The following is a 25,122-nucleotide window of genomic DNA, read 5'->3' on the forward strand; positions in this document are numbered from 1 at the left end:
CGGTCCGCGGTGACCAGTCCCATGTCTTGCCCGGCAATCCTCGCGATAGCGGCGTAACTCAAGGGAGTTGAAGGCAAAGTGGCGCGACTCCACGAGCAAGACGCTGACGCGCGCGCGTTCGGAGGAGGATGCCGTCGGACGGTATCGGGCGCCGTGGTTGCTGTACTTCGTTGCTGTACCGCAGGCGGCTACTTACTGAGGACGTTCACAAGGGCCATGAAGACACCCCCGCCGAGGACAGCGAGGGCGACGCGCCCGACAACCGCCATCGCGCAGCATGAGGCGACCCCCACCATGAACCAGGCCTGGTGCTCGGACCGGTGATACTCAGCGTCGTCATCCCAGCTTTGATCGACCACGCCCCCTGACATCCGCGCAGCACGCCGGCTTTGCGGTTCGACGACAGCCTTTTCAAATCGCTCATGAAAACCTGCCGACGGCGGTCAACGTCTGCTGCAACCTGGTGGGTCGGTCGCTGAGGTCCCGCCTCGACCGTTGTCGTCCGCGTCTGTTGGTGTCAGCCGCTGATGTCACGGTCGGAGTCGGCCTTGGCACGGCCCCACTCCACCGAGTGGCGCCCGTAGCGGATGGCCGCCAGCGTGAGCCCTGAAGCCAGGAGGCATCGCGTGATCGTGTCGTCTTCAGTGATGAGATGGATCAGAAGCGGAATCACGACCAACGGGGCCTCCCCCTGAGTGGTGGACACGCTGATACTGGATCTGCTTGATCCGGAGGAAGCGAGAAGACCGCCGATGGCGCTGAAGGACTACTCGGACGAATTCAAGGCCGATGCCGTGGCCCTGTACGAGTCCACACCCGGGGCGACGTACAAGAGCATCGCCGCTGACCTGGGCATCAACCGGGCGACCCTGCGCGAGTGGGTGCTGCGGGACCGCGAACGCCGTGGCGTCACCGCCGCACCTGCGCGGCCTGCCTCTCCGCCGGCGGCGATCGCGTCCGCTGACCCGGACGAGCGGGTCCGCCGCCTGGAGGCGCGGGTGGCCGAGCTCGAGGCGAGTGAGCGCAAGCTCGCGACCGAGCGGGACATCCTGCGCAAGGCGGCCAAGTATTTCGCCGGAGAGACGAACTGGTGAGCCGCTTCCAGTTCGTCCACGACCACCGGAACACCTATGAGGTGAAGCGGCTCTGCCACGTCCTGGACGTCAGCCGGTCCAGCTACTACAAGTGGTGCGCCGGCGCCGAAGCCCGCGCCGCCCGGCAGCGCCAGGACGTGGCCCTGGTCAAGGAGATCCGCCGGGTTCACGGCGAGTCCGGCGGCGCCTACGGCTCCCCGCGGGTGACCGCCGAGCTCCGCGAGAACGGCCACCGAGTCAACGAGAAGCGGGTCGCCCGGGTCATGCGGGCGTTCTCGATCACCGGGATCCGCCTGCGCAGACGGGTCCGCACGACCGTCCCGGACCCGGCCGCGGGGACCGTCCCCGACCTGTTCGGCCGGGACTTCACCGCCACCGAGCCCGGGCGCAAGCTCATGGGCGACATCACCTATCTCCCGCTCCAGGGAGGGAAGTTCCTCTACCTCGCGACGGTGCTGGACTGCTTCAGCCGCAAAATTGTCGGCTGGTCCATCGCCGACCACATGCGCACGGACCTGGTCGCCGACGCGTTGCGGATGGCCGCCCGCACCCGCGGCTCACTGGAAGGCGCGGTCTTTCACTCCGATCACGGAGCCCAGTACGGATCCAGGGCCTACGCCGGCCTCTGCGACCAGCTCGGGGTGACCCGGTCGATGGGCGCGGTCGGCACCAGCGCCGACAACGCCGCCTGCGAGAGCTTCCACGCCTCCCTGAAACGCGAGACCCTCCAGGGCGACCACGACTACGGCGACGCCACCACCTGCCGCCGCACCGTCTTCGCCTGGCTGACCCGCTACAACACCCGCCGCCGGCACTCCACCAACGGCCACCTCAGCCCCGACGCCTACGAACGACGACACCACAAAGCTAAACTCACGCTCGCCGCGTGATCGATAACCGCGTGCCCACCTTCATGGGGGAAGGCCCAACAGGTGCCCGGCCGGGTGGTTCCACCGACTGGTCTTGTCTGCCATCCTGCCCCTCCCCCCAGCGCCACGGTAGCGCGTTGATCAACCCACCACGCCCGGCCGGCACCCATCCCGTCCGCCGTCGCGGCCCATTCCACGTGGCGGGGCTGGTTGCTGTACTTCACTGCTGTACGCCCAGGAAACGCAAGAGGCCCGGACTCTCGTCCGGGCCTCTTGCCTGCTGTGCACTCGGCAGGATTCGAACCTGCAACCTTCTGATCCGTAGTCAGATGCTCTATCCGTTAAGCTACGAGTGCTTGTGCTTCCGGGGTTTTTTCTGCCCCGTCGGCGTTGCGAGAACAACATTACATGACCTGCGCCGTGACGCGAAATCCATTGCCCCCACCGCCTCCGACCTGCGGAAATGCCTCTGTGTGAGCAGGGCGGGAGGGGATCCGGCCGGGTGCGGGGGGCCGGTGGAGTGGGGCTGGAACGGGCGAAGCCCCGGCCGTGGGGCCGGGGCTTCGGGTGATGCTGGCGGAGGCGGAGGGATTTGAACCCTCGATGGGCTTTAAGACCCAAACCGCATTAGCAGTGCGGCGCCATAGACCGGACTAGGCGACGCCTCCAGCACACCGTCGCGTGTGCGAGTGGTGCGTGCAGATGATGACACAGCCTTGCGGGCCGTCACCAATCGCACCCCACGGTACTAGGCAGGTGGCCGCCAGAGCAAAGGCGTTCCGCGCCGCAACGCCGGGGCGGTGACGGCCGCAACGCCGGGGGTTGACGGCCGCAACGCCGGGGGTTGACGCGCGTTAGACCCCGCGGAGACCGAAGTCCGCGAAAGTCCGCCCGACCGCCCTGGAGTACGAGACTCATGCTGCGTCGCCTCGCCGTCACCGCCGCCGCCTCCCTGGCCGCGCTCACCACCGCCCCCACCGCCCTGGCCGGCCCCCTGCCCGTCCCGCTGCCGCTGCTCGGGGGCGGCCAGACCGAGGACCGGCTCACCATCACCGTCGAGAACATGCCGGGCGTGGAGGGGGAGTACACCCTCGAATGCCACCCCACCGCCGGCACCCACCCCCGCTCCCAGCAGGCCTGCGACAAGCTGGACTCGTTGACGACCTGGGGCAAGGACCTGTTCGCGCCGGTGCCCAAGGACGCGATGTGCACGTTCGTCTACGGCGGGCCCGCCACCGCCCACATCACCGGCAGCTGGGCCGGTCGGCCCGTCGACGCGACGTACAGCCGTGCCAATGGATGCGAGATCTCGCGGTGGGACAAGCTGGAGCCGGTGCTGCCGAGCGCCAGGTAGGGCACCCTGTGGGGCCCCCTCGCGTACGTCGTGGTCACACAACCTTGGTGAGAGCTCCCCCTCATCCGCCGCCGTTCGCGCATCCCCAGCCTTTAGACTCCCTCCCAGTGACAGGCCGCAAGGTGCAGTGGTTCAGGGAGGAAGCGTCGTCGTGAGCAGCAGGCCATCCCGAGGCGCTGCTCGCCTCGCAGCCATACTTGACGCCCTTCCGGACGGGCTTCTGCTCGTCAACTGCAACGGCACGGTCGTCAACGCCAACACCGTCGCGCTGGAGATGCTGGAAGCGCCGGGCACCGGGCTCGTGGGGCGGGGAGTTCTCGATCTGCTGCCCTCCTTCGACTCCCGGCTCATCCCCGGCTCCATGCGCCGGCCCGAGAGCGAGGACGACCAGGGCCGCACCAAGCCGACCCGGATGGTCGCGCGCCGCACCGACGGCACCGAGTTCCCGGTCGAGGTGACCAGCGCCAACCTGGAGGACGGGCGGGACGCCTACGCCTCCTACGGAAGCGGCGGCGGCCCCGGTTCGTACTCCGGGGACGAACTCCTCATGCTGGTCGTACGGGACCTTTCCGGCACCGTCGACACCGAGGCGGAGCTCGCCCGTTCGCAGCGGCAGACCGAGATGATCCTGCGCGCGGCGTCCGAAGGCGTGGTCGGCACCGACACCGACGGCCGGGTCGTCCTCGTCAATCCCGCGGCCGCGCAGATCCTCGGCTACCGGGCCAGCGACCTCGGCGGGCAGGAACTCCACCCGCTGGTGCTGCACTCCCGCGAGGACGGCGAGCCGTTCCCCTACGAGGGCAGCCCGCTCGCCGACACCCTCAAGTCCGGGCGCAAGCACCGGGTGCGTGGGCAGGTCATCTGGACGAAGTCCGGCGCCAAGGTGCCCGTCGACCTGACCACCGCGCCGGTGCGCGACGGCGATCTGCTCGTCGGCGCCGTCATGACGTTCACCGACCGCCGCCCCTTCGAGGAGCAGGCCGCCAAGCACGCCGAGGTCCTGGAGCGGGAGACCGCGCGCTACGACGCGCTCGCCGCCCGGCACCAGCAGCTCCTGTCGGTGCTGGCCGGTTCGCTGCGCGGGCCGCTCGACGAACTGCGCCACGAACTCGCCGCGCTCGCCGCCGACGACGCGGGCCAGCTGTGGCCCGAGGCCAACCAGGTCCTGCACCACCTGGCCGCCGGCTATTCGCGCATCACCACGCTCGTCGACAACGTCCTCGGCTACCAGCGGCTCGACGCGGGCAGCGAGGAGCTCAAGAAGGCCAAGGTGCTGGTCGATTCGGTGGTCGGCGCCGGGGTCGAGGGCGCCGTCGAGCTGATCGGGCCCGGGCGCGCCCAGTTCGCCGTCCACACCCCGCCCATCGAGGCCGAGGTCGACGCCCCGCGCCTCGCGACCGCGCTGGCCCATCTCATCGCGGACGTGGCCGGCGTCGACGCCACGGGCAAGGCGCCGGTCGCCGCCGGCGGCTACATGGACTCCACCGTCGTCGTCGCGGCCGCCGTGCGCGGCACGGTCGTACGCATCGAGGTGCGCGGGCCCTACCCCGGCGGCGACCCCGTCCACGGGCCCATCGTGCGCGGCATCGTGCGGGCGCACGGCGGAGTCCTCCAGACCGTCGCGGTGCCGGGCATGAGCGGCTCGGCGTACGTACTGGAAGTCCCGCTCGGCGCGGGCGCCGGAACCGTCGAGGCGACCCCGGTCCCGCAGCCCGACGAGGCGCTGCTCCCCGCCCAGCAGGACGGCGGCGGGCGCAGGCGCGGTCGGCGTGCGTCCATGGACGCCTTCCTCGACAGCCCGGTCAGCGACGAGCCGACCTCCCCGACCGGACGCCGCCGGGCCCGCACCGATTCCGATTCCGGGTCCGGGTCCGGGTCCGGGTCTGGGTCCGGATCCGCGTCCGGTTCGGTCCCCGGTTCGCGGTCCGGTTCGCGGTCCGAGCTTGGTCCGGGGGCCGGGGCCGGCTCCGGTGGGGCTGGGCCCGTTGGTTCCGGTTCCGTTGGGTCCGGTTCTGCTGACGCCGGTACGCCGGGTGGTTCCGGGGCCGGAGCCGATGGCGGTACGGGTGGGGCCGAGGGCGGGCCGGACGGGCGGGCCCGGATTCCGGCGCAGCAGAACGCCGGGAGCGGTCAGGTTCCCGAGGGCGGGGCCGGGGGCGTTTCCTCGGGCGAGGGTGCCGGAACGGGGAACGCGTCCGGTTCCGGGCGGCGTCGTGGGCGGCCCAGCCCCGCCGAGCAGGCTGTCCATGCCCAGGGCTCCGTGGGGTCCGTCGTCACCGGTGCGGAGAGCGCTCGCGAGTCGTCCGGCATGGGGCGGGCCGCGCTGGGCGAGACCGTGCCGCCGCAGGGCGTCCCGGCCGAGACGACCGGGCGCCGCGCCCGCCGCGCCCTGCCGGCGCCCGCGTCCGCCGACGCACCCACCGCCTCCGCCCCTGCCTCAGCCCCTGCCGAGAACTCCGCCGAGCCGTCCGGCCGCCGGGCCAGGCGTGCCCTGGGTGTCGCGCCGGGCGGGGGAAGTGCGGCGGGGGGCGCCGCGAGTGGCCAGGAGGGGCAGGTACGGACCGCGTTCGCGCTGCCGCCCGCCGACGCCGACCGCGCGCCATACCCCGGGCCCACCCCCGCCCCGCCGACGCCGGCCCCCTCCGCCGCTCCCGCGCCGGGCCGCCCGGATTCCGTACGTTCCGATGCTGTACGTGCCGAAGGGCCCGCGCGTTCGGTGGATGCGGCGGGTGCTCAGGGTTCTGTGAGTGCGGCGGGTCCTGTCGGGGCGGCGGGTCCTGTGGGGGCCGAGGCCATGGGGCGTCGAGCCATGGGTGCTGGGCACATGGGTAGCGAGCCCTTGGGCGCCGACTCAACGGGCGCCCCGCCTAAGGGAGTTGAGCCCACGGGCGCTCGGCCTATGGGTGCGGGACCTGTGGGTGCCGGACCTGCGGGCGCCGGACCTGCGGGCGCCGGACCTATGGGTGCCGGACCTATGGGTGCTGGCCCTGTGGGTGCCGGACCTGCGGGCGCCGGACCTATGGGTGCCGGACCTGCGGGCGCCGGACCTATGGGTGCTGGCCCTGTGGGTGCCGGGCACGTAGGTGCGGGAACCACGGCCCCTGGAACCACGGCTCCCGAAGCCCTGGGTTCCGCGCCCACCCCTCCCGCCGCCCCCGCCGCCCCCCGCGCCCTGAACCCGAACGGCCCGAACCCGACCGGTCCGGTTCAGGGCAACGCCGCCCCCGGCGACCCGCTGGCCGAGCACACCCCGCCCCAGCCGCACCCCGCCGAGCGGCCCGAGTGGGCGGCCCGCGCGACGGCGGCGCCGGGCGCCCTCAACCCCGTACCCCCGCAGACGCAGGACCCGGGCCCGGATCCGACCCAGGGGCGGGGCTCCGCCGGGGGCCGGCCCGCTCGGCAGCCGCTGCCCGCCGAGACTCCGCCCGGAGGGATCCCGGCCGCCGGCGGGGACACCCAGGGCCGGGCGTTCAGTGTGCGGGCGCTCGGGCAGGGCGCCCCGTTCAGCCAGACGCAAGCCCAGGTGCAGGCCCAGGCCCAGGCGGCCCAAGCCGCCCTGGCGACGCAGACGTCCGGCGGCTCGCTCGGCTCCGGGCGGCGGCGCAAGCTCGGCACGCCGCCCGAGGGGGTGGAACGCCCCACCGAACCGGCCGCCCGCCCGCACCCCGTACTGCCGTCCCCTCCCTCCGAGGGGCAGGGGCGCGCGTACGCCATCGGGCGGCCCGACGAGGGCGCCGAGGGTCCCGAGCCGTTGGACGGACCCGGCGGCGCCGTCGAGGTGGCCAACCGGCCGCAGCCGGGGCCCGTCGACGACGAGCTGCCCCCCGAACCGCTCGACAACCCGCGCCGGCTCCTGGTGTGGCCCGCGCCCGACGTCTCCACCCAGCAGGCGCTGAGCGAGCGGGGCTACCGTCCCGTGGTCGTGCACTCCCGCGAAGAAGTGGACGCACAGATCGCCGCGTTCCCCGCCGCCCTGTTCGTCGACCCGCTCACCGGACCCATCACCCGCACCGCGCTCCAGGCGCTGCGTCAGGCGGCGGTCGCGGCCGAGGTTCCCGTGCTGGTCACGGCGGGTCTCGGGCAGGCCACGCGGGAGGCGGCGTACGGCGCCGACCCGGCCGTCCTGCTCAAGGCGCTCGCTCCGCGTGACAGCGAGCAGCATCCGCCCCGGGTCCTGCTGATCGAGGAGCACGAGGAGATCGCGCTCGCGCTCACCGCGACGCTGGAACGGCGCGGCATGCAGGTGGCCCGCGCGGCCACCGACTCCGAAGCGGTCACCCTGGCCGCCCAGATGCGGCCCAACCTGGTGGTGATGGACCTCATGCAGGTACGCCGCCGCCGCGCCGGAATCGTCGACTGGCTGCGCGCCAACGGGCAGTTGAACCACACCCCGCTGGTCGTGTACACCTCGGCCGGCATCAACCAGGCCGACCTTCCGAACCTGGCGTCGGGCGAGACGGTCCTGTTCCTGGCGGAACGGTCCACCAGCACCGAGGTGCAGGGCCGCATCGTGGATCTACTGGCGAAGATCGGCACCAACTAGCCCGGGGCGGAAGGGAGTTGACGGGACGGGCGTTGCCGCCCCCCGTCAACTCCCCCCGTCACCTGCCGGTCAGCGCAGTTCGGTCACGTCCAGTTCGCCGTCCGCGTACTGCCTGCGGATGACCTTCTTGTCGAACTTGCCGACACTGGTCTTCGGCACCGCCTCGACCAGCGCCCAGCGCTCCGGCAGTTGCCACTTGGCGATCCTCGTGGCGAGGAAGGCCTTCAGGGCGGCATAGTCGACGGTGGCGCCGGGCCTCAACACGACCGTGGCGAGCGGGCGTTCACCCCATTTGGTGTCCGGGACGGCGACGACCGCCGCCTCGGCGACCTCGGGGTGGGCCATCAACGCGTTCTCCAGCTCCTGGCTGGAGATCCATTCCCCGCCGGACTTGATGACGTCCTTGGCCCGGTCGGTGAGCGTCAGATAGCCGTCCGGGCTGATGACGCCGACGTCGCCGGTCCGCAGCCACCCGTCCGGGCTGAACTTGTCGTCGGGACGGAAGTCCTCGCCGCCCGCCCCACCGAAGTAGGCGCCCGCGATCCAGGGCCCCCTGACCTCCAGCTCGCCGGCCGACACCCCGTCCCAGGGCAGGAATGCGCCGTCGGACCCGGCGAGCCGCGCCTCGACGCCGGCCGGGAAGCGGCCCTGGGTGATGCGGTAGGGCCACTCCTCCTCCGCGCTGAGTCCGGCGGGCGGGTTGGACATGGTGCCAAGCGGCGACGTCTCCGTCATGCCCCAGGCGTGGCAGAGCCGCACGCCGATCTTGTCGTATGCCTCCATCAGCGAGGGCGGACAGGCCGCGCCGCCGATCGTGACGTTCCGCATCGAGGTGAGGTCGCGGGGGTGGGCGGTGACCTCGGCCAGCAGGCCCTGCCAGATGGTGGGGACGGCGGCCGCGTGCGTGGGCCTCTCCCGCTCGATCATGTCGGCGAGCGGCGCGGGTTGGAGGAACCGGTCAGGCATGAGCATGCTCACCCCGGACATGAACGTGGCGTGCGGCAGGCCCCAGGCGTTCACATGGAACTGCGGCACCACCACCAGCGTCGTGTCCTGGTCGGTGAGCGCCATCGACTCCGACATGTTGACCTGCATGGAGTGCAGATAGATCGAACGGTGGGAGTAGACGACGCCCTTGGGGTCGCCGGTGGTGCCGGAGGTGTAGCACATGGCGGCGGCGCTGCGCTCGTCCAGCTGCGGCCAGTCGTACGTCGTGGGCCGCCCGGCGATCAGCTCCTCGTACTCGTGGATCTGAGGGCCCCCGCCGTCGATGTCGTCGAGCAGGGAACGGTCGCCCGGGCCGGACACGACGAGGTGTTCCAGCGTCGGAAGGTGGGGGAGCAGCGGGGCGAGCAGCGGCAACAGCGAACCGTTGACGATCACCACGCGGTCGGCGGCGTGGTTGACGATCCAGATCAGCTGCTCAGCGGGCAGCCGCAGATTGAGGGTGTGCAGCACGGCGCCCATGGAGGGAATCGCGAGATACGCCTCGACGTGCTCGGCGTTGTTCCACATCAGCGTGCCGATGGCGCTCGCGTCCGTGACTCCGCATGAGTCACGGAGCGCGTGAGCGAGCTGGGCGGCCCGGGCACCGACCTCGGCGAAGCTGCGGCGGTGCGGTTCGGCCTCGCCGGTCCAGGTCGTGACCTGGGACTTGCCGTGGATCGTCGACCCGTGGGTCAGGATCCGCGAGATCAGCAGCGGTACGTCCTGCATGGTGCTCAGCACGGCGTCCTCCCGGTGAGCGCTACGGCGCGCTCCATGACGATAGGGTCTGCCGATTCTGCTCACGTACCGCGCGGTATGTCACTACCCGGGAGTAGTTACACTCGTGGATCGGCGAAGTTACCTGGAGAAACCGGCCACGCTGTGCCTGCCGGACCCCCACCCGTCACGGCACGTCACCGTATGGGCTCCAGCTCCGGGTCCTCGCGGAGCTTGCCGAGGGCGCGCGACACCGCGCTCTTGACCGTGCCCACCGAGACCCCGAGCACCTCGGCGGTCTGGGCCTCGCTCAGGTCCTCGTAATACCTGAGGACGACCATGGCCCGCTGGCGGTCGGGGAGCTTCATGACCGCCCGCCACATCGCGTCGTGCAGCACCTGCTGGTCGGCCGGGTCGGGGCCGGGCACGATCTCCGGCTCGGGCAGCTCGTCGCAGGCGAACTCGTCGACCTTGCGCTTGCGCCACTGCGAGGTGCGGGTGTTGAGCAGTGCGCGGCGCACATAGCCGTCGAGCGCGCGGTGGTCCTCGATCCGGTCCCAGGCCACATAGGTCTTGGTGAGGGCCGTCTGCAACAGGTCCTCCGCATCGCTCGCGTTCGCGGTCAGCGAGCGCGCGGTGCGCAGCAGCACGGGGCCCCTGGCGCGGACGTACGACGAGAACGACGAGTACGCGTGGTAGGGCGTCGCCGCTCGGGAGGCGCTGGTGCAGACGGGCGTTGTCATGGCTCCACGCTATGAGCGCGAAGGGCCGCCGGGATCGGCCCCAGGTCCCGAAGCGATGTCCGCCTCAGGTTGTAGGGGTGGGGCTGGCTGCACCTCCTGTAGGTGGAGGACGCAACCTCGGCCCTCAGGGTTCAGCCGGCGCTCAGCCGATGCGCGCGACCGGCGCGTCGACGTCGTTGCGGTCCACGACCAGGCGCTTCCCGCCGTGCGTCTCGTCGGAGTTGCCCGCGTACTGGTGGATCCGACGGTGCTGCCAGGCGTCCTTGTGCAGCGCCGCCTCCTGGTAGAGGGCGGGGCCGGAGCGCCAGCGAGCGAACCAGATCGCCGCCGGAAGGTCGCTCTTGCCCGCGACCCTGGCCTGCTCGATCTGTCGTACGCCCGATTCGGCGCTGCTGTAGAACCCGGGCAGATAGCCGCGCTCGCGCACCTCCCGGTTCCAAGCCCGCACGAAGTCCAGGGTGGTCCTGGCGCAGGCCGCGTTGTTCGCGTTGTACGCCTCCAGGTCGAGGTAGAGGGCGCTGCCCTCGCGGATGCCGAGCTCCGCCGCCTCCTGGACCGCCTGCTCCCCCTCGGAGCTGCCCTGCTTGACGGGTTGGTTGCCGATCTTCACCTTCTGCTTGTTCGCGGCGTACACGCACGGGGACTGCGACCCGACGAACACGGGCAGCACCTGCCAGCCCATGTCGTGCACCTGACCCACCCATGCCTCGTTGAGGTTCTTCTGGACCAGGCAGTGCCGGCCGCGCCCCGCGTAGTAGACGCCGACACCGCGGTACGGAGAACTCTTCTTCCAGGCCCGCATCGTGTCCAGCGGAGGCGTGTTGCAGGTGTCGAAGGCGGCCCCCCGGAACGACATGGCGTCCGCCACCCTGTCCTCCCACTCCCACCCGTCGTCCGCGGCGGCGGTCGGGGCGAGCAGGGTGGCCAGGGCGAGGAGGGCGGTGGTCAGGGCGGCGAGGGCCGTGGCGCGGGCGGCGGAGGCGGTGACAGAGGGGGCGGAAGTCAGTCTGAAGCGGCGCATGGCCCGAGTGAACGGGCCCCCACCCGCACCGGCCACCGCTCGGGCCGCCCCCTGCGCCGTACGGGCGCAGGATCAGCCGTACGGGCACACGGTCGGCCGTCCGACCCGGCGCGGGCCGCCCTTTGACGGCCGCTCAGCCGTCCCGGCCCAGGACCAGGCCCGAGGTCGGGACGCCGGTGCCGGCCGTGACGAGGACGTGCGCCGCGTCCGCCGTCTGGTTCACCGAGGTGCCCCGGAGCTGGCGGACCGCCTCGGCGACGCCGTTCATCCCGTGCAGATACGCCTCCCCCAGCTGCCCCCCGTGGGTGTTGAGCGGCACCGCGTCCGCCGCCACGAAATCGGCCGCCTCGCCCGGAGCGCAGAACCCGAACTCCTCCAGCTGCATCAGCACGAACGGCGTGAAGTGGTCGTACAGGATCGCCACGTCGATGTCGGCGGGGGCGAGCCCGGAGGTGCGCCAGAGCTGTTGGGCGACCACCCCCATCTCGGGGAGGCCGGTCAGCTCGTCCCGGTAGAAACTGGTCATCGCCTCCTGTCTGCGCCCGGCGCCCTGCGCGGCCGCGGTGATCACGGCGGGCCGCTGCCGCAGGTCCCTGGCCCGCTCGGTGGTGGTGACGACGAGGGCCTGGCCGCCGTCGGTCTCCTGGCAGCAGTCCAGGAGCCGCAGCGGCTCCACTATCCACCGCGACGCGGCATGGTCGGCCAGGGTGATCGGCTTGCCGTGGAAGTAGGCCGCCGGGTTGTTCGCGGCATGGCGCCGGTCGGTGACGGCGACATGACCGAAGGCCTCGGGGGTGAGGCCGTAGGTGTGCAGATAGCGCTGGGCGGCCATGGCGACCCATGAGGCGGGCGTGAGCAGCCCGAACGGAAGGGACCAGCCCAGGGCCGCGCCCTCCGCCGACGGCTCGCGGTGCTGCACTCCGGAGCCGAAGCGCCGCCCCGACCGCTCGTTGAACGCCCGGTAGCAGACCACCACTTCGGCGACACCGGTCGCGACGGCGAGGGCGGCCTGCTGCACGGTCGCGCACGCCGCGCCGCCCCCGTAGTGGACGCGTGAGAAGAAGGAGAGCTCGCCCATGCCGGTCGCCTGCGCGACGGTGATCTCGGGGCTGGTGTCCATGGTGAACGTGACCAGGCCGTCGACGTCCGAGGGCGAGAGCCCCGCGTCGTCGAGCGCCGCCTGCACCGCCTCGACGGCCAGCTTCAGCTCGCTGCGCCCCGAGTCCTTGGAGAACTCCGTCGCGCCGATCCCCACGATCGCCGCCCTGCCGCCGAGCGAGTCGGCCCCGCGCACGCTCATGACGCGGCCCCACCGAGGACGTGGCCCCCGGGCACGGCCACCCGTACCGTGCCCGTCACATGGTGGCCGAGCCGGTTGGCCCCGACGACCCGCACCTCGGCCACCTCGCCGTCCACGGCCGTGACCGTGCCCGTCAACGTCATCAGGTCGCCGGGGTAGTTGGGCACGCCGAGCCGTATCCGCACGGACCGCAGCCGCGACGCCGGGCCGAAGTGGTCGGTGATGTATCTGCCGACCAGACCGTTGGTGGTCAGGATGTTCATGAAGATGTCCGGGGACCCCTTCTCCCGCGCGAGCACCACGTCGTGGTGGACGTCCTGGTAGTCGCGGGACGCCACGGCCCCGGCCACGATCAGGGTCCGCGTGATCGGGATCTCCAGGGGCGCCAGCTCGTCTCCCGCCTTCATGCCCGCACCCCCTCGTGTCCGGACGCACCCTCCGAGGGGCACGATTCGGCCGCCTTCTCGAACGCGCCCTCCGAGGGGCGCGGCTCGGCCGTCCGCCCGGCGCGCGCCGCCACCTTCTCGGCGACGATCGCCTCACCCAACTCCGCCAAAAGCCGCGCCCCGCACCCCAGATGGGCGTCCAGTTGCCGGCCCCACAGGAAGTGCCGGTGGACGGGGTGCTCCACATCCGCGCCGAGCCCGCCGTGCAGATGCTGGCCCGCGTGCACGACCCGGGTGCCCGCCTCGGATGCCCACCAGGCCGCCGTCAGCGCGTGCGTCCCGTACGGCAGCCCCTCGTCCCGCCGCCAGGCCGCCTCGTAGGACGTGACCCGTATCGCCTCCGTGTCCATGTACGCGTCGGCGGCCCGCAGCAGCACGGCCTGGTTGGTGGAGAGGGGACGCCCGAACTGCTCGCGGGTGGTGGTGTGGTGGACGGCCCGGGCCAGCGAACCCGCGCAGACCCCGGCCTGCAACCCCGCGAACGCCGTGCGGGCCGTCGCCAGCACGTCCTCGTACGCCCCCGCGCCGCCCACCCGCTCCGCCGGGGCCGCCTCCAGGGTGAGCCGCCCCGCCGACCAGGGCGCGGTCGTCTCCACCGGCTCGGCCCGCGCGTCGGCGACCCGTACGAGCCACAGCCCGCGCGCCACGTCCGGAACCAGCACATGGGTGGCGTCCCGCAACCAGGGCACGAGCGGCACGCACCCGCTCAACTCCCCTTCACCCGTGGCCCGTACGCCACCTTCCGCCGCGGGAAAGGCACCGGTCACCACGGTCTCGCCCGCCCGCAGGGCCGGCAGCAGCCGCTCGCGCTGCTCGGCCGTGCCGTGGGCGGTGAGCGCGAGGATGCCGTAGACACAGTGGGCCGCGAACGGGACCTGTGCCGTGGTTCTGCCCTGCTCTTCCAGGGCGAGGACCAGGCCGAGAAGGCCGACCTCCTCGACCGCCGCCACCAGGCCCGCGCCGCACAGCGCCTTCCACAGCTCGGCATCGCTCCCCGAACCGGCCGCCGCCAGCCGCTCGTGCGTCGAGAGGTCCCCGAAGATCTGCCCGGCGAGCCGACGGGCGGCCTCCTGCTCCTCGGTGGGCGTGAAGTCCATCAGGCCGCCTCCGCCCGGAACACGGGTAGCTCCAACTCGTGGTCCGCGCGCAGGAATTCGAGGCGCACCGGCATCCCGATCCGGACCGCTTCCGGCTCCACGCCCACCACATTGCTGATGATCCGCACGCCCTCCGCGAGCTCGATCAGGCCCACCGCGTAGGGCGGGTCGAAGGCGGGGAAGGGCGGGTGGTGCATCACGACGTACGAATAGACCGTCCCGTCCCCGCTCGCCTCGACCGTGTCCCACCGGCCCGATCCGCAGGCGTGGCAGCCCGGCAGCCAGGGAAAGCGCAGCTCGGCGCAGTCGTGACAGCGCTGGATGAGCAGCCGGTGCTCGGCGACCCCCGCCCAGAACCCGGCGTTGTCCCGGTTGACGACGGGCCGCGGCCGCAGCACCCGGGCCACCGCACCGCCCCCACCGTCCGCACCGCCCGCCCCTCCCGCGGGCACCGTGCTCCCGCGAATCGGGGAACCGGCCCGTACGGGGTGCTTGGTGAGCGGACGTGACTGCACGGGTTCACCGGCGAGCGGACCGGCCCGTTCGGGTTCGGTGGCGGCGCGTGAACTCGCTTGCGCAGGCACGTACTTGAGGATGCGGAAGCGATGGGTTCCCGCGAGTTCGCCGTTGGCGCGCACGTCCATCCGCGTGGTGACGAAGTGCCCGGTCCCCAGCTTGGTGGTCTTGCGCTCGGACACCGTCTCGATCAGCGCGTCATAGGTGACGCGGTCACCCGGCCGCAGATCGCGCACGTACTCCTGCTCGCAGTCCGTGGCCACCACCGAGGTGAAGCCGGCCCCGTCGAGCAGCTCGAACAGTTCGTCGTAGCCCGAGGCGCGGCCCGTCCCGTCGCCGTGCCCGGAGAGGCCGCCCATCGTCCAGGCCTGGAGCATCGTCGGCGGCGCTATCGCGTCCGCCCCCGTGTACGCGGGGTGGGTGTCGCCCATCGCCTCGCACCAGTGCCTGATCATGGGCGCGTTGACGAGGTCCTTGCCGACTCCTCCGGTCGCCGCGGGACGGCCCTCGAACTTCTTCAGCCGGCTCACGAATTCCGCCTCGTCCACCTTCTCCACCCCCCTCACCGCTTCCCCCGCTTCATCCCGAGCCGCATCGTCGCGACGATCTCCCGCTGCACCTCGCTCACCCCGCCCCCGAATGTGTTGATCTGCGCCGCCCTGTTCATCCGCTCCAGCTCCCCGTCCCCGAAGGCGCCGGGCGAACCGCCCCGGATCAGGCCCGCGTCCCCCACGATTTCCTGACACATTCGATACGTTTCGACCGCGGACTCCGTTCCCGTGAACTTCACGCCGCTGGCGTCTCCGGGGGCCAGGACACCGGCCCCCACATCCCCCACCAAACGCCAGCTGAGCAGGCGATTCACCGCCAGCCGGGCATGGATGGCAGCCAGTTTCGCCTTCACCCATTCGTGGTCAACAGGGCGCCTCGCACTCACCGGATCGGGTGTACAGGCGTACGCGAGGGCAGCCTCGTAGAAATCCTCGGCCTGCATCCCGATGGCGGCGAGCGCGACCCGCTCGTGGTTGAGCTGGTTGGTGATGAGGCCCCAGCCCTCGTTCTCCGCCCCGACCAGGTTTCCGAGCGGCACCCGGATGCCGTCGTAGTAGGTCGCCGTGGTGGTCAGGCCTCCGACGGTCTCGATCGGGGTCCAGGAGAACCCAGGCGCGTCGGTGGGTACGAGAACGATCGAAATCCCCCGGTGCTTGGGGGCGTCGGGGTCGGTGCGGCAGGCGAGCCAGATCCAGTCCGCGTGCTGGGCGTTGGAGGTGAACACCTTCTGCCCGTCGATCAGCCAGGAGTCCCCGTCCCGTACGGCCCGGGTGCGGAGCGAGGCGAGATCGGTCCCGGCCTCCGGCTCGCTGTAGCCGATCGCGAAGACGAGCTCACCGCGCAGGATCCTGGGCAGGAAGAACGCCTTCTGCTCGGCGGTCCCGTACTTCATCAGGGTCGGCCCGACCGTGTTCAAGGTGACCATGGAGACGGGCGCGCCCGCCCGGTAGGCCTCGTCGAAGAAGACGAACTGCTCGTCGGCGCCCCGGCCCTGACCTCCGTATTCGACGGGCCAGCCGAGCCCGAGCAGCCCGTCCGCCCCGATCCGGCGCAGCACCGCCCGCTGCGCTTCCGGGTCCGTGCCCTGGGGCGCCCCCTCGGGCATCAACGTGGCGAAGTACGAACGGAGTTCGGCGCGCAGTTGCTCCTGGCGCTGGGTCGGGGCGAGGTGCACGACGGTGACCTTCCGCGCGTACGGACACGTCGGTGGGCCGTCGCGGGTGCGGGCCGGCCTCCGAATCGGGTTTCTGACTGTCCGTCAGATATGGCCTCGCTGTCAATGCCCCAGGGCCACGGGCGTCCGGAGGCGGCCCCCGCACCCATGCCGACGGCCCGGGTGGCCGTGCCGAAGCACTGTCACCCGGGCCGCCGTTCAGGCTATGGACCGGTCCCCGCGGCAGCGGAGCCGACGGATCACCACAGGCGGAAGAAGTTCACGGCGACGTTGGAGTTGCCCTGGTTGATCGAGGTGAAGGCGGAGCCGTTCACCTGGGCGGTATTGCTCTGATTGGTGGCGCCGGAGCCCACCGCCTGCTGCTGCGTGGTGGACGAGCTGCCGCGGTTGTCGTGGCCGACCCCGCTGCCGCTGACGGTCGCCACCGCCGCGTTCGATCCGTGGCCCGCGATGGAGCCGTTGTCGGCGGAGGCGACACCCGAGCAGAGGGCGGCGGCCAGGGGCAGCGCGGCAACGGCGGCGAGGATGCGGGCGGTACGGATGCTTGCCATGTCAATTCCTCCAGGAACCAGATGTGGCGGGTGATACGCGTGATTCGTGTGGTTCGGGTTGTGCGGGCGGTCCGAGTGGTTCGGCTCGCCGCGGGCCGTGCTCGTGTTGCTCAAGTACGGCCTGTTCCAAGGCAGTTGGCCGACCGCCCCGGACGCTCTGTGACGACGTCGCGAGATCAGAGTTGCCCACCGAATCCCCGGCGAACCAGGCATTGGGGCACCTTTCGCCCGCAAGCGTGAGGACATGTCGATAAACCCCCAAGGCGCCATCAAAGCTCTGGCCAAGGCTGGAGGGTGGCCGCGAGAGCCGTGCCCTCCCAAGGGGAGAACCGTTTCTGCTCGGATTCGGCCAACCTGATCCGACGTCCCGGCCACCGCTCTGACCCCCCGCCCCCTCCCGCCATCACCCCCCCACCCGAGGACCCCAAGGCGTCATCTGAGGGCCACCTGTCCGCCACCCGCCCGTCGCCCAGCGGGGATGGGGTCGATACCGGGGAGGGGGGTGTGACGGAAGTGACCGAGGGGGTGCGGCGGGAGGGAGCGCGGGGGTGCGGCGGGAGGGGGCGCGGGGGCCACGCCCGGGCCGGCGGCGCTCACCACCGGTCAGCCGATGCCCTCGAACCCGGCCAAGTCCCCTCGCCCACCGCTCCCACCCCTGTCCTGAAAGGGATTCCCTTTCTCGAACATTCGTACGAACATGGAGCCATGGCCACCATCGACCGGCAGGCCGCCACCCTGGCCCTCGCCCACGCCCTGTCCGCCGCCGAACGCGGCCTGCCCGTCATCCCGCTCTCCCGCACCAAGCTGCCGGCCCTGCCCTCGCCCCACCGTGACGATCCCCGGCCGGTGCTCTGCCGCGGAGAGTGCGGGCTGCCGGGGCACGGGGTGCACGACGCCACCACCGACCCGGCCGCGGTACGCGCGCTGTTCGCGGCCGCGCCCTGGGCGACCGGGTACGGGATCGCCTGCGGCCGGCCACCGCACCACCTCATAGGGATCGACCTCGACACCAAGCCCCCGGAGGCCGACGCCACGGCGGCCCTCCAACACCTGGCGCTGCGCCACCTGTTCACCATCCCGGAGACCGTGGTGGTGATCACTCCGAGCGGGGGCCGGCACATCTGGCTGACCGGCCCGCCCGGCACGGTGGTGCCGAACTCCGCGAGCAGGCTCGCCCCCGGCATCGACATCCGGGGCGCCGGTGGCTATCTGGTCGGCCCCGGCTCGCTGAGCACCCGGGGCGTCTACCGGCTGGCCCCCGGCACCGCCCACCTCGGCCCGGCCCCCTGCCCCCGCGCCCTCCTCGACCTGCTGACCCCGCCGAGCCGGCCCCACGCCGCCCAGCCCCACGGAGACCACCAGGGGCACGGCCTGGTCCAGTTCGTCCTGGCCGCCCACGAGGGGCAGCGCAACACCCGGCTGTTCTGGGCGGCGTGCCGCGCCTACGAGAACGGCATCGGCGAGGAGCTGGCGGGCGCGCTCACCTCCGCCGCGATCCGCACCGGCCTCACCGAACAGGAGGCCCGAGCGACGATCGCCTCCGCCGCCCGCATGAACGCGGCCCGCTGACGGGCCGCCCCGCCCGGTACCGGTCCCGCCTTCGCCCAGGAGGCATGCGCAAGGGGCGCCTCGCGATGCGAGACGCCCCTTCTGATCAGCGCTTTCACTGAGCCTGCGGTGGGTGTGGGATTTGAACCCACGGTGACATCGCTGCCACGACGGTTTTCAAGACCGTTCCCTTAGGCCGCTCGGGCAACCCACCCGTGCCCCCGTCGACCAGCGGCGGAAGCGGCTACAGCCTACCGGCAACAGGTCAGTTGCTGTCGCCCTTGCGTTCGCCCAGGGTGATCGTGACCGTGGACTCCTTGCCGTCGCGCTTGTACGTGAGGGGGACCTGGTCGCCCGGCTTGTGCGTCCAGATCTCGCTGATCAGCGTCGGGCCGCTGTCGATCGGCATGTCACCGAACTTGGTGATGACGTCGCCCGGCTTCAGGCCGGCCTTGTCCGCGGGGCCGCCCGGGGTGATCGGCTGCTGGCTCGCGTTGCCCTGCTGGGAGATCTGCGCGCCGTCGGTCGCACTGGGACCGCCGCCCCCGGGGCCGCTGCCCTGCTGGATGCCGACCGAGGCGCCGATCACCGGGTAGACCGGCTGGCCGGTCTTGATCAGCTGCTCCGCGACGTTCTTGGCCTGGTTGATCGGGATGGCGAAGCCGAGGCCGATCGAGCCCGCCTGGGACTGGCCCATGCCACCGGCGCCCGCCGACTGGATCGCGGAGTTGATGCCGATGACCGCGCCGGCCGAATTGATCAGCGGGCCGCCCGAGTTGCCCGGGTTGATGGACGCGTCGGTCTGGAGGGCGCTCATGTACGAGGCCTTGGAGTTCTGGCCGTCGCTGGAGGCCACCGGGCGGTTCTTGGCGCTGATGATGCCGGTGGTGACGGTGTTGGAGAGGCCGAAGGGGGCGCCGATCGCGATGGTCGAGTCGCCGACCGCCACCTTGTCGGAGTCCCCGAGCGAAAGCGGCTTCAGGTTCGCCGGGGCGTTCTTCAGCTTGATGACCGCCACGTCGTAACCCTGGGCGCGGCCCACCACCTCGGCGTCGTACTTCTTGCCGTTGGAGAACGTCGCGGACAGCTTGCCGCCGCCGCTCGCCGCGGAGGCCACCACGTGGTTGTTCGTGAGGATGTGGCCTTCCTTGTCGTAGATGAAGCCGGTGCCCGTGCCGCCCTCGCCGTCGTTGCCCTGGGCCTCGATCGTCACCACGCTGGGCAGCGAGGCGGCGGCCACGCCCGCCACCGTGCCCGGGTCGCGCTTGAAGTCCTTGGGGGTGTTGGACGAGGCGACGGTGGTGGAGCCCGAGCCGTTGTCCTCGCGGTCCGCGGCGAAGTAGCCGATGGCTCCGCCGATCCCGCCGGCCACCAGGGCGGCCGCGACCACGGCGGCGATCAGACCACCGGCCCGCCTGCGCGGGGCCGGGGGCTGCGGGGCGCCCCAGGGCTCGCCTCCGTGGCCCCCGCCTCCGTAGGAGGGGAGCGTGGGCGGGGGCGGCGGCCAGCCCACGCCGCCCTGCGAAGGCGCCGACTCGTGCGCCGCGTACGCCTGCTGGGCGGGGGCCGGGGCGTCCGGCGTCGCGGGCATCGGCGTGGTGGCCGGGTCGGGGCCGGGGCGCGGAGCCGACCCCTCCGGCTGCGGTACGGCGCCGTGGACCAGGGTCTGCTCCGCCTCGGCGGGCGCGGGGGCGGCGGGGGGTGCGGCGGGCGCGGGAGGTGCAGCAGGTGCAGACGACGGGGCAGGCGGGACGGCCGGGACCGCGGTGCCCTCGTTCTCGGTGCTCACAGCTTGCTCTCCTCGGTTTCCACTCGGTCTTGGGGACGGTCTGGCGGGCGGGGTGACGGCGGTGCGGACGGTGCTCGGCATCGCCACCGGGTACCGGCGTGGGACTCGGTGACCACCATGGTGCGCCCGGGGTCCGACATCGGACCCCGCACGATGTGGATGACTGCGCTCAGCTTTTCCCACCGCACGTCAGGCCACTGTAAGCAGGAGCTGTGTATTCGTGCGCCAACCTGTGCACCGGCGGTGGCACGATGGCGCGGTGACCCAAGCACGGCAGCACAGCCCGCACAGCCCAGACCGCGCCCCCGTCCAGGTGGTGGCCCACCGAGGAGCCTCCGAGGACGCCCCCGAGCACACGCTCGCCGCGTATGTGAAGGCGATCGAGGACGGGGCCGACGCCCTGGAATGCGATGTCCGCCTCACCGCCGACGGACAGCTCGTCTGCGTCCATGACCGGCGGGTGAACCGCACCTCCAACGGACGCGGCGCCGTGTCCACCCTGGAGCTCTCCGACCTCGCCGCGCTCGACTTCGGCTCGTGGAAGGACAGCGAGGAGAGCCCGGACTGGGGGGACCGCGAGTTCACCTCCGTACTGACCCTGGAGCGGCTGCTCGAACTCGTCGCGGACGCCGGGCGCCGGGTCGAGCTGGCCATCGAGACCAAGCACCCCACCCGCTGGGCCGGCCAGGTCGAGGAGCGGCTGCTGCACCTCCTCAAGAGGTTCGGCCTCACTGAGCCGCCGCCGGCCGGCGAAACCTCCCCGGTGCGCATCATGAGTTTCTCCGCGCGCTCCCTGCACCGGGTGGCGGCGGCCGCACCCGACATCCCGACCGTCTACCTGATGCAGTTCCTCTCGCCGCGCCTGCGCGACGGGCGGCTGCCCGCGGGGGCGCGGATCGCGGGCCCGGGCATGCGGATCGTGCGCAACCACCCCGCGTACATCGAGCGGTTGCACCGCGCGGGACACCGCGTGCACGTCTGGACGGTCAACGAACCCGAGGACGTGGACCTGTGCGTAAGCCTCGGAGTGGAGGCAATCATCACCAACCGCCCGAAACAGGTGCTGTCCCAACTGGGCAGGATTTAGCGGCCCTTACAGGGAGTGCACCGGCGCGTTCGCTCCGTATTCGACCGTGACGAATGCGTCTCCCGTCCATCGTTGGCCGGTTTCCGGTCCAGTCCATTGGGGCATCCACACCGTGGCGTGGGGCGAAGGAGGTCTCGGGGGTGGCGTTGGTGGTGGCACAGGAGGTGCCCACGTCGTCGAGCATGGCCGTACCCCATGGCCCTGCGGGCGTGGGCAAGGCACGACACCGGATGCGCGAGCAGTTGCTCGGCAGCGGGGTGTCCGAGCCGGTCGTGGACGATGCCGTTCTGATCCTGTCCGAACTGCTCAGCAATGCCTGCCGGCACGGCAGGCCGCTGGGGCGGTCCGACATAGGCGATGGCGACATCCGGGCGGCCTGGCGAGTCGACAAGGCAGGACGACTGACGGTCGAGGTGACGGACGGAGGCGGCCCGACCAGGCCCGTCCCCGCGACACCCTCGGTGACCGCGCGCGGCGGCCGGGGGCTGAACATCATCAGCGCCCTCGCCCAGGACTGGGGCGTCCGGGACAGCGCGTCCGGCGAGGTCACGGTGTGGGTGATCCTCATCGCGGGGCCCCGTCGCGACGATTTCGCTACGCGCGTTGCGGGCCCGGCGGCCGGTCTGGAGTTCGCGGACGCGTTCGACGACATGGACTGATGAGCAGCGGGGGCGCGCGGCCGCCCTCGCGCCCTCGCGCCGACACCCCGCACGCACGCGGCCCGGGACGGCCACCCGCATCCTCGGTGCGGGGCCGTGGGAACGGCGGGGCCGCCCGGGGCCGGTCCGTACGGCTAGGCTCGCGCCCGACACAGCGACACCGCACCACCGCAGTCGGGAGTGAGCCCCACCATGGCCAAGAAGCGTCCCCAGGCGAAGGCCGTCAAGCCGCAGATCAGCGACGGGGAAATCCCGGTCGTCGGGGCTCGTGAGCCCTGTCCCTGCGGCTCCGGCCGCCGTTACAAGGCCTGTCACGGCCGTGCCGCCTCGCACGCCGTGACCGAGCTGGTCCAGCGCCCCTTCGAGGGCCTGCCCGGCGAGTGCGACTGGGTCGCGCTGCGCGAACTGGTCCCGGCGGCGACCGTCCCGCTGACCCTGAAGGATGGACTGCCCGAGGGCGTGCCGTCCGTGACGCTGGCGACCGTGCTGCCGATGGCGTGGCCCGCGCTGCGCCGCGAGGACGGGTCCGTGCTGCTCGGCCTCCAGAACGACACGCCCTCCGGCGACCTCAGCCGCGACCTCGCCGACACCCTCAAGCGCGCGCTGGTCGCCGAGCCCGGCTCGCCGGTCGCGGCCCAGCGCGCCGAGTCCGACGGCCCCCGTCTGCAAGACCTGCTCGACCCGGACGCCGCGTTCGAGCCCGAGGTGCACAGCGGCTTCGAGTTCTGGGTGCCGGACGCCGAAAGCGCCCAGAGCGAGGTGGCGGCCTCCCTGGAGCGGGCCAACGCGGCCGCGATCCCGACCGTGCGGCTGACGTCGGTCGACTCCTCGTACTGGTGCGAGACCCCGGAGAAGAACCACCTGCGGTGGGTCATGCCGCACCCCGAGGAGAAGCTGCTCGACGCGCTGGCGCGGCTGCACGCGGCCGGTACGTCCTCGCTCGGCGAGGGCACCCGGCTCGTCGGCTCCTTCCGCGCCCACGGGCTGACCGTGCCGGTGTGGGACCTGCCGGCCGGGATGGGCGCCGAGGAGTGCGAGAAGCCGGCCGCCGAGTTCGCCGAGCGGCTCGCCGGGGCGCTCGCCGTCGAGGAGCCGCTCACGGCGGAGGAGCGCCGGGCGCGCGGCGGCCTCACCAACCGCCAAGTGACGCTCAGCTGAGAGTGACGGCGGGTGCGACGGAGGCCCGTCGCCAGGTGACTCCTGTCACAACTCCCCGTACTCGCAGGTAAATCGGTGTCCGAATTACCGAGATCGAATTTGCGAACGACCGATCTCTTGTTACGGTTCTAAGAGCCCGGTCGCTGGTGCATCCCCCGTCGCCAGCGACCGGGCCCTTCCATGTGCGGGCTCGGTCAACGAGCCGCCGGTTCCGTCGAGTTGCTTCCGGAACGCAGGAGCAGCGGTGAGTCCTCTCCCGCCTCCGAAAACTCCGACACCGCCGAATACGCTCCCGCTTCCGCGGAGCCGCCTTGCGAACTCTGGTGCGGGGTCTCACAGGAATTCGGCTGGTCGTCGGCCTCGACCTGGCAGTTCGTCTCGATGGTCCGCCCGCCCGGGCCCATCAGCGTCAGCACCGCACGCAGCTCCTGACCGGTGGCGTTGCGGTAGTAGGTACGCGCCCAGGTGTCGCGCCCCCGGCTCAGTACGCAGGTCTGCGCCTCGACCCCGCCGGGGGAGACCAGTTCGGGCCCGCACCGGGCGGCCGCGTCCCGCACGGACCGCCCCAGTGGCTTGTTCACCCGTACGGGGGCTTGCGCGAGGGGGCTTTTTGCGTCATCCGTGGCGCCGTTCTTCTCGGGCCCCCCGGCGACTCCGGCGGAGGCGGCCAGCGGCAGCAGGACGGTTCCCACGACGACGGCGGTGAGCCCGGCCATGCGGAGGTGCTGGAGATTCATGGGGGACCCGCCTGCCCTGGAATTCCTGATGGTGGGCCGAAGATATCCACGGAAACCGGGCGCCCCGCGATGCGCGCGCCCAATTCCCGTACAACCAGGGCCCGCTCACACCCGAAAGAGTGAAGGCGGCCCGGGAACCGGACCGCCTTCTCGCTCATTGGGCGTCCCGGCTCCGCACGCCTGCCGGGCCCGCCCCGCTCTCAGTACGCCAGCCGGCTCCCGCCGTCCGGTGCGCTGGTGCTCGCCTCGACCAGCGCGTCCACCACCGCCTCCACATCCGGCAGCCAGGGCCCGGCGGCCCCGAGCGGCGGACGCTCCCAGCGGAGCTTTCCCCCGCCGGTCCGCGACGGGGGCAGCACCAGATATCCGCCCTCGCTGTGGAAGCGCAGCGAACTGGGCACCCAGTCCTTGGAGTAGAGCAGCTCGCCGAGGCGCTCCATCGAGTACGGAGCCACCAGGAGCGACCATCGGGTGGGGCTCGCCACGACCGGGCCGAGCCGTACGCCCATGGAGTCGAGGGCGGCGAGCGCCCGGGCTCCGGCGGCGGCCGGCAGGCTGATCGCGCAGGGCGCGCCGGCGCCGGTGGCGAGCAGGACCGGCGCGACCGGCCGGTTCGTCCACCACCAGCGGATCATGCGCTCGTCGGTGGTCGCCGCGAGCAGGACGGGGTCGAAGGGGTGCGCCCCGGGCACCACACATTCAGGGTCGGGACAGGCACAGCCGCGGCCGTCCGCGGCCAGTCCCACACCGGGGAGCACGGGCCATTTCCATCGGGTCGCACAGGTCAGCGCGGCGCCGAGCTGAGCAGCCCTTTCACTGCGCCGGAGCCGGAACCTGCGTCGCCTTCCGAGGATCTCGCGCATGGGCGCTCGTTCCTTTCCGTTGAACGCCGAGTCCACATCACAACAGGTGTGCATCTCTTCACTGCGCGTACTTGATCTGTAAGCCCGCGGTACGGGAAATTCGCCAGGCCGGACAGGGCCGGTCACCACGGGTTGCGACGGCCACTGCCCGTAACCATTTAAAGCATGGCGAAGGGTGGCGCGTACGTGGCGCTTGCCGTCCTGAGTGCAAAAACCCCGTCGCTCGGGGGTGAGGCCTGGCCGCTCGGCTCCTAAGACGCTGAGCCCGGCCACAAGGTTCCGGGCCATCCCCAACTGCCCCGGACCACACCGATTAC

The 25,122-nt window shown here is 72.0% G+C and carries 20 protein-coding genes and 3 tRNA genes; 7 read left to right on the top strand and 16 right to left on the bottom strand.

The features are described 5' to 3' along the window. Positions 1–517: 517 nt before the first annotated feature. Positions 518–706, bottom strand: a complete 189-nt coding sequence (locus DWB77_RS18825) for a hypothetical protein (RefSeq protein WP_120722347.1) — start codon at positions 704–706, stop codon at positions 518–520. A gap of 46 nt (positions 707–752) precedes the next feature. On the opposite strand from DWB77_RS18825, the gene DWB77_RS18830 reads away from it, so the two are divergent. Next, positions 753–1,984 (top strand): IS3 family transposase gene (locus DWB77_RS18830; protein ID WP_120719390.1). Its coding sequence is split into 2 segments (ribosomal slippage): positions 753–1,080 and positions 1,080–1,984, totalling 1,233 coding nucleotides; the frame shifts between segments, so codons are not numbered across the junction. Positions 1,985–2,246: 262 nt separating this feature from the next. On the opposite strand, the gene DWB77_RS18835 is transcribed toward DWB77_RS18830, so the two are convergent. Both DWB77_RS18835 and DWB77_RS18840 read right to left on the bottom strand, forming a co-directional pair. Further along, a tRNA-Arg gene (locus DWB77_RS18835) sits at positions 2,247–2,319 on the bottom strand. 218 nt (positions 2,320–2,537) lie between these two features. Further along, positions 2,538–2,631, bottom strand: a tRNA-Ser gene (locus DWB77_RS18840). 248 nt (positions 2,632–2,879) lie between these two features. Here DWB77_RS18840 and DWB77_RS18845 point away from each other — a divergent pair. Both DWB77_RS18845 and DWB77_RS18850 read left to right on the top strand, forming a co-directional pair. Beyond that, positions 2,880–3,317, top strand: coding sequence for an SSI family serine proteinase inhibitor (locus DWB77_RS18845; protein ID WP_120722348.1), 438 nt, complete (start codon positions 2,880–2,882; stop codon positions 3,315–3,317). Positions 3,318–3,468: 151 nt separating this feature from the next. Continuing rightward, the gene (locus DWB77_RS18850) at positions 3,469–7,860 is read left to right on the top strand and encodes a PAS domain-containing protein (protein ID WP_120722349.1); all 4,392 of its coding nucleotides are present in this window, start codon (positions 3,469–3,471) and stop codon (positions 7,858–7,860) included. 69 nt (positions 7,861–7,929) lie between these two features. Here DWB77_RS18850 and DWB77_RS18855 read toward each other — a convergent pair whose 3' ends face one another. The 9 genes from DWB77_RS18855 to DWB77_RS18895 all read right to left on the bottom strand — a co-directional run bounded on the left by DWB77_RS18855 (position 7,930) and on the right by DWB77_RS18895 (position 16,964). Further along, positions 7,930–9,588 carry a long-chain fatty acid--CoA ligase gene (locus tag DWB77_RS18855; protein ID WP_120722350.1) on the bottom strand — a complete coding sequence of 553 codons (1,659 nt, stop codon included), beginning with the start codon at positions 9,586–9,588 and terminating at the stop codon, positions 7,930–7,932. A gap of 173 nt (positions 9,589–9,761) precedes the next feature. After that, positions 9,762–10,307, bottom strand: coding sequence for a SigE family RNA polymerase sigma factor (locus DWB77_RS18860; protein WP_120722351.1), 546 nt, complete (start codon positions 10,305–10,307; stop codon positions 9,762–9,764). 142 nt (positions 10,308–10,449) lie between these two features. Continuing rightward, a complete protein-coding gene (locus DWB77_RS18865) occupies positions 10,450–11,328 on the bottom strand; it encodes a DUF1906 domain-containing protein (RefSeq protein ID WP_120722352.1) in 879 nt (292 codons plus the stop codon). Positions 11,329–11,461: 133 nt separating this feature from the next. Next, a complete protein-coding gene (locus DWB77_RS18870; protein WP_120722353.1) occupies positions 11,462–12,628 on the bottom strand; it encodes a lipid-transfer protein in 1,167 nt (388 codons plus the stop codon). Further along, positions 12,625–13,035 carry a MaoC/PaaZ C-terminal domain-containing protein gene (locus DWB77_RS18875; RefSeq protein ID WP_120722354.1) on the bottom strand — a complete coding sequence of 137 codons (411 nt, stop codon included), beginning with the start codon at positions 13,033–13,035 and terminating at the stop codon, positions 12,625–12,627. The genes DWB77_RS18870 and DWB77_RS18875 overlap by 4 nt, the downstream gene beginning before the upstream one ends. Continuing rightward, positions 13,032–14,171: an acyl-CoA dehydrogenase family protein gene (locus tag DWB77_RS18880; protein ID WP_120722355.1), complete on the bottom strand. Its 1,140-nt coding sequence runs from the start codon at positions 14,169–14,171 to the stop codon at positions 13,032–13,034. The genes DWB77_RS18875 and DWB77_RS18880 overlap by 4 nt, the downstream gene beginning before the upstream one ends. Continuing rightward, positions 14,171–15,244, bottom strand: a complete 1,074-nt coding sequence (locus tag DWB77_RS18885; RefSeq protein ID WP_246033568.1) for a bifunctional MaoC family dehydratase N-terminal/OB-fold nucleic acid binding domain-containing protein — start codon at positions 15,242–15,244, stop codon at positions 14,171–14,173. Before DWB77_RS18885 ends, DWB77_RS18880 begins: the two co-directional genes overlap by 1 nt. Before the next feature lie 5 nt (positions 15,245–15,249). Further along, positions 15,250–16,413 (bottom strand): acyl-CoA dehydrogenase family protein, encoded by a 1,164-nt coding sequence (locus DWB77_RS18890; protein ID WP_120722356.1) that lies wholly within the window; start codon positions 16,411–16,413, stop codon positions 15,250–15,252. 239 nt (positions 16,414–16,652) lie between these two features. After that, positions 16,653–16,964 carry a hypothetical protein gene (locus DWB77_RS18895; RefSeq protein ID WP_120722357.1) on the bottom strand — a complete coding sequence of 104 codons (312 nt, stop codon included), beginning with the start codon at positions 16,962–16,964 and terminating at the stop codon, positions 16,653–16,655. Positions 16,965–17,669: 705 nt separating this feature from the next. On the opposite strand from DWB77_RS18895, the gene DWB77_RS18900 reads away from it, so the two are divergent. Continuing rightward, positions 17,670–18,533, top strand: coding sequence for a bifunctional DNA primase/polymerase (locus DWB77_RS18900; RefSeq protein ID WP_120722358.1), 864 nt, complete (start codon positions 17,670–17,672; stop codon positions 18,531–18,533). Positions 18,534–18,639: 106 nt separating this feature from the next. Here the strand turns inward: DWB77_RS18900 and DWB77_RS18905 are convergent. After that, a tRNA-Ser gene (locus tag DWB77_RS18905) sits at positions 18,640–18,726 on the bottom strand. Between the two features lie 51 nt (positions 18,727–18,777). Beyond that, a complete protein-coding gene (locus DWB77_RS18910) occupies positions 18,778–20,301 on the bottom strand; it encodes a S1C family serine protease (RefSeq protein ID WP_246033569.1) in 1,524 nt (507 codons plus the stop codon). Between the two features lie 259 nt (positions 20,302–20,560). Here DWB77_RS18910 and DWB77_RS18915 point away from each other — a divergent pair, with 259 nt between their 5' ends. From DWB77_RS18915 to DWB77_RS18925, 3 genes are all read left to right on the top strand, one after another. After that, entirely contained in the window at positions 20,561–21,388 is an 828-nt protein-coding gene (locus DWB77_RS18915; protein ID WP_120727964.1) for a glycerophosphodiester phosphodiesterase, read from the top strand. Between the two features lie 53 nt (positions 21,389–21,441). Continuing rightward, positions 21,442–22,047 (top strand): ATP-binding protein, encoded by a 606-nt coding sequence (locus DWB77_RS18920; protein WP_120722360.1) that lies wholly within the window; start codon positions 21,442–21,444, stop codon positions 22,045–22,047. A 192-nt stretch (positions 22,048–22,239) separates the two neighbouring features. Then, on the top strand, positions 22,240–23,205 hold the full coding sequence (locus tag DWB77_RS18925) for a DUF5926 family protein (RefSeq protein WP_120722361.1): 966 nt from the start codon (positions 22,240–22,242) through the stop codon (positions 23,203–23,205). A gap of 194 nt (positions 23,206–23,399) precedes the next feature. On the opposite strand, the gene DWB77_RS18930 is transcribed toward DWB77_RS18925, so the two are convergent. After that, positions 23,400–23,942 carry a hypothetical protein gene (locus tag DWB77_RS18930; RefSeq protein ID WP_120722362.1) on the bottom strand — a complete coding sequence of 181 codons (543 nt, stop codon included), beginning with the start codon at positions 23,940–23,942 and terminating at the stop codon, positions 23,400–23,402. A gap of 200 nt (positions 23,943–24,142) precedes the next feature. Then, positions 24,143–24,805: a bifunctional DNA primase/polymerase gene (locus DWB77_RS18935; RefSeq protein ID WP_120722363.1), complete on the bottom strand. Its 663-nt coding sequence runs from the start codon at positions 24,803–24,805 to the stop codon at positions 24,143–24,145. Between the last annotated feature and the right edge of the window lie 317 nt (positions 24,806–25,122).

The sequence above is a fragment of the Streptomyces hundungensis genome, from assembly GCF_003627815.1.
Classification (GTDB): Bacteria; Actinomycetota; Actinomycetes; order Streptomycetales; family Streptomycetaceae; genus Streptomyces; species Streptomyces hundungensis_A.

Excerpts from the sequence above, each read along its gene's own strand:
- DWB77_RS18845 (WP_120722348.1), top strand. The coding sequence starts at position 2,880 with ATGCTGCGTCGCCTCGCCGTCACCGCCGCCGCCTCCCTGGCCGCGCTC.
- DWB77_RS18860 (WP_120722351.1), bottom strand. The coding sequence starts at position 10,307 with ATGACAACGCCCGTCTGCACCAGCGCCTCCCGAGCGGCGACGCCCTAC.
- DWB77_RS18865 (WP_120722352.1), bottom strand. The coding sequence starts at position 11,328 with ATGCGCCGCTTCAGACTGACTTCCGCCCCCTCTGTCACCGCCTCCGCC.
- DWB77_RS18870 (WP_120722353.1), bottom strand. The coding sequence starts at position 12,628 with ATGAGCGTGCGCGGGGCCGACTCGCTCGGCGGCAGGGCGGCGATCGTG.
- DWB77_RS18875 (WP_120722354.1), bottom strand. The coding sequence starts at position 13,035 with ATGAAGGCGGGAGACGAGCTGGCGCCCCTGGAGATCCCGATCACGCGG.
- DWB77_RS18880 (WP_120722355.1), bottom strand. The coding sequence starts at position 14,171 with ATGGACTTCACGCCCACCGAGGAGCAGGAGGCCGCCCGTCGGCTCGCC.
- DWB77_RS18895 (WP_120722357.1), bottom strand. The coding sequence starts at position 16,964 with ATGGCAAGCATCCGTACCGCCCGCATCCTCGCCGCCGTTGCCGCGCTG.
- DWB77_RS18900 (WP_120722358.1), top strand. The coding sequence starts at position 17,670 with ATGGCCACCATCGACCGGCAGGCCGCCACCCTGGCCCTCGCCCACGCC.
- DWB77_RS18920 (WP_120722360.1), top strand. The coding sequence starts at position 21,442 with ATGCGTCTCCCGTCCATCGTTGGCCGGTTTCCGGTCCAGTCCATTGGG.
- DWB77_RS18925 (WP_120722361.1), top strand. The coding sequence starts at position 22,240 with ATGGCCAAGAAGCGTCCCCAGGCGAAGGCCGTCAAGCCGCAGATCAGC.
- DWB77_RS18930 (WP_120722362.1), bottom strand. The coding sequence starts at position 23,942 with ATGAATCTCCAGCACCTCCGCATGGCCGGGCTCACCGCCGTCGTCGTG.
- DWB77_RS18935 (WP_120722363.1), bottom strand. The coding sequence starts at position 24,805 with ATGCGCGAGATCCTCGGAAGGCGACGCAGGTTCCGGCTCCGGCGCAGT.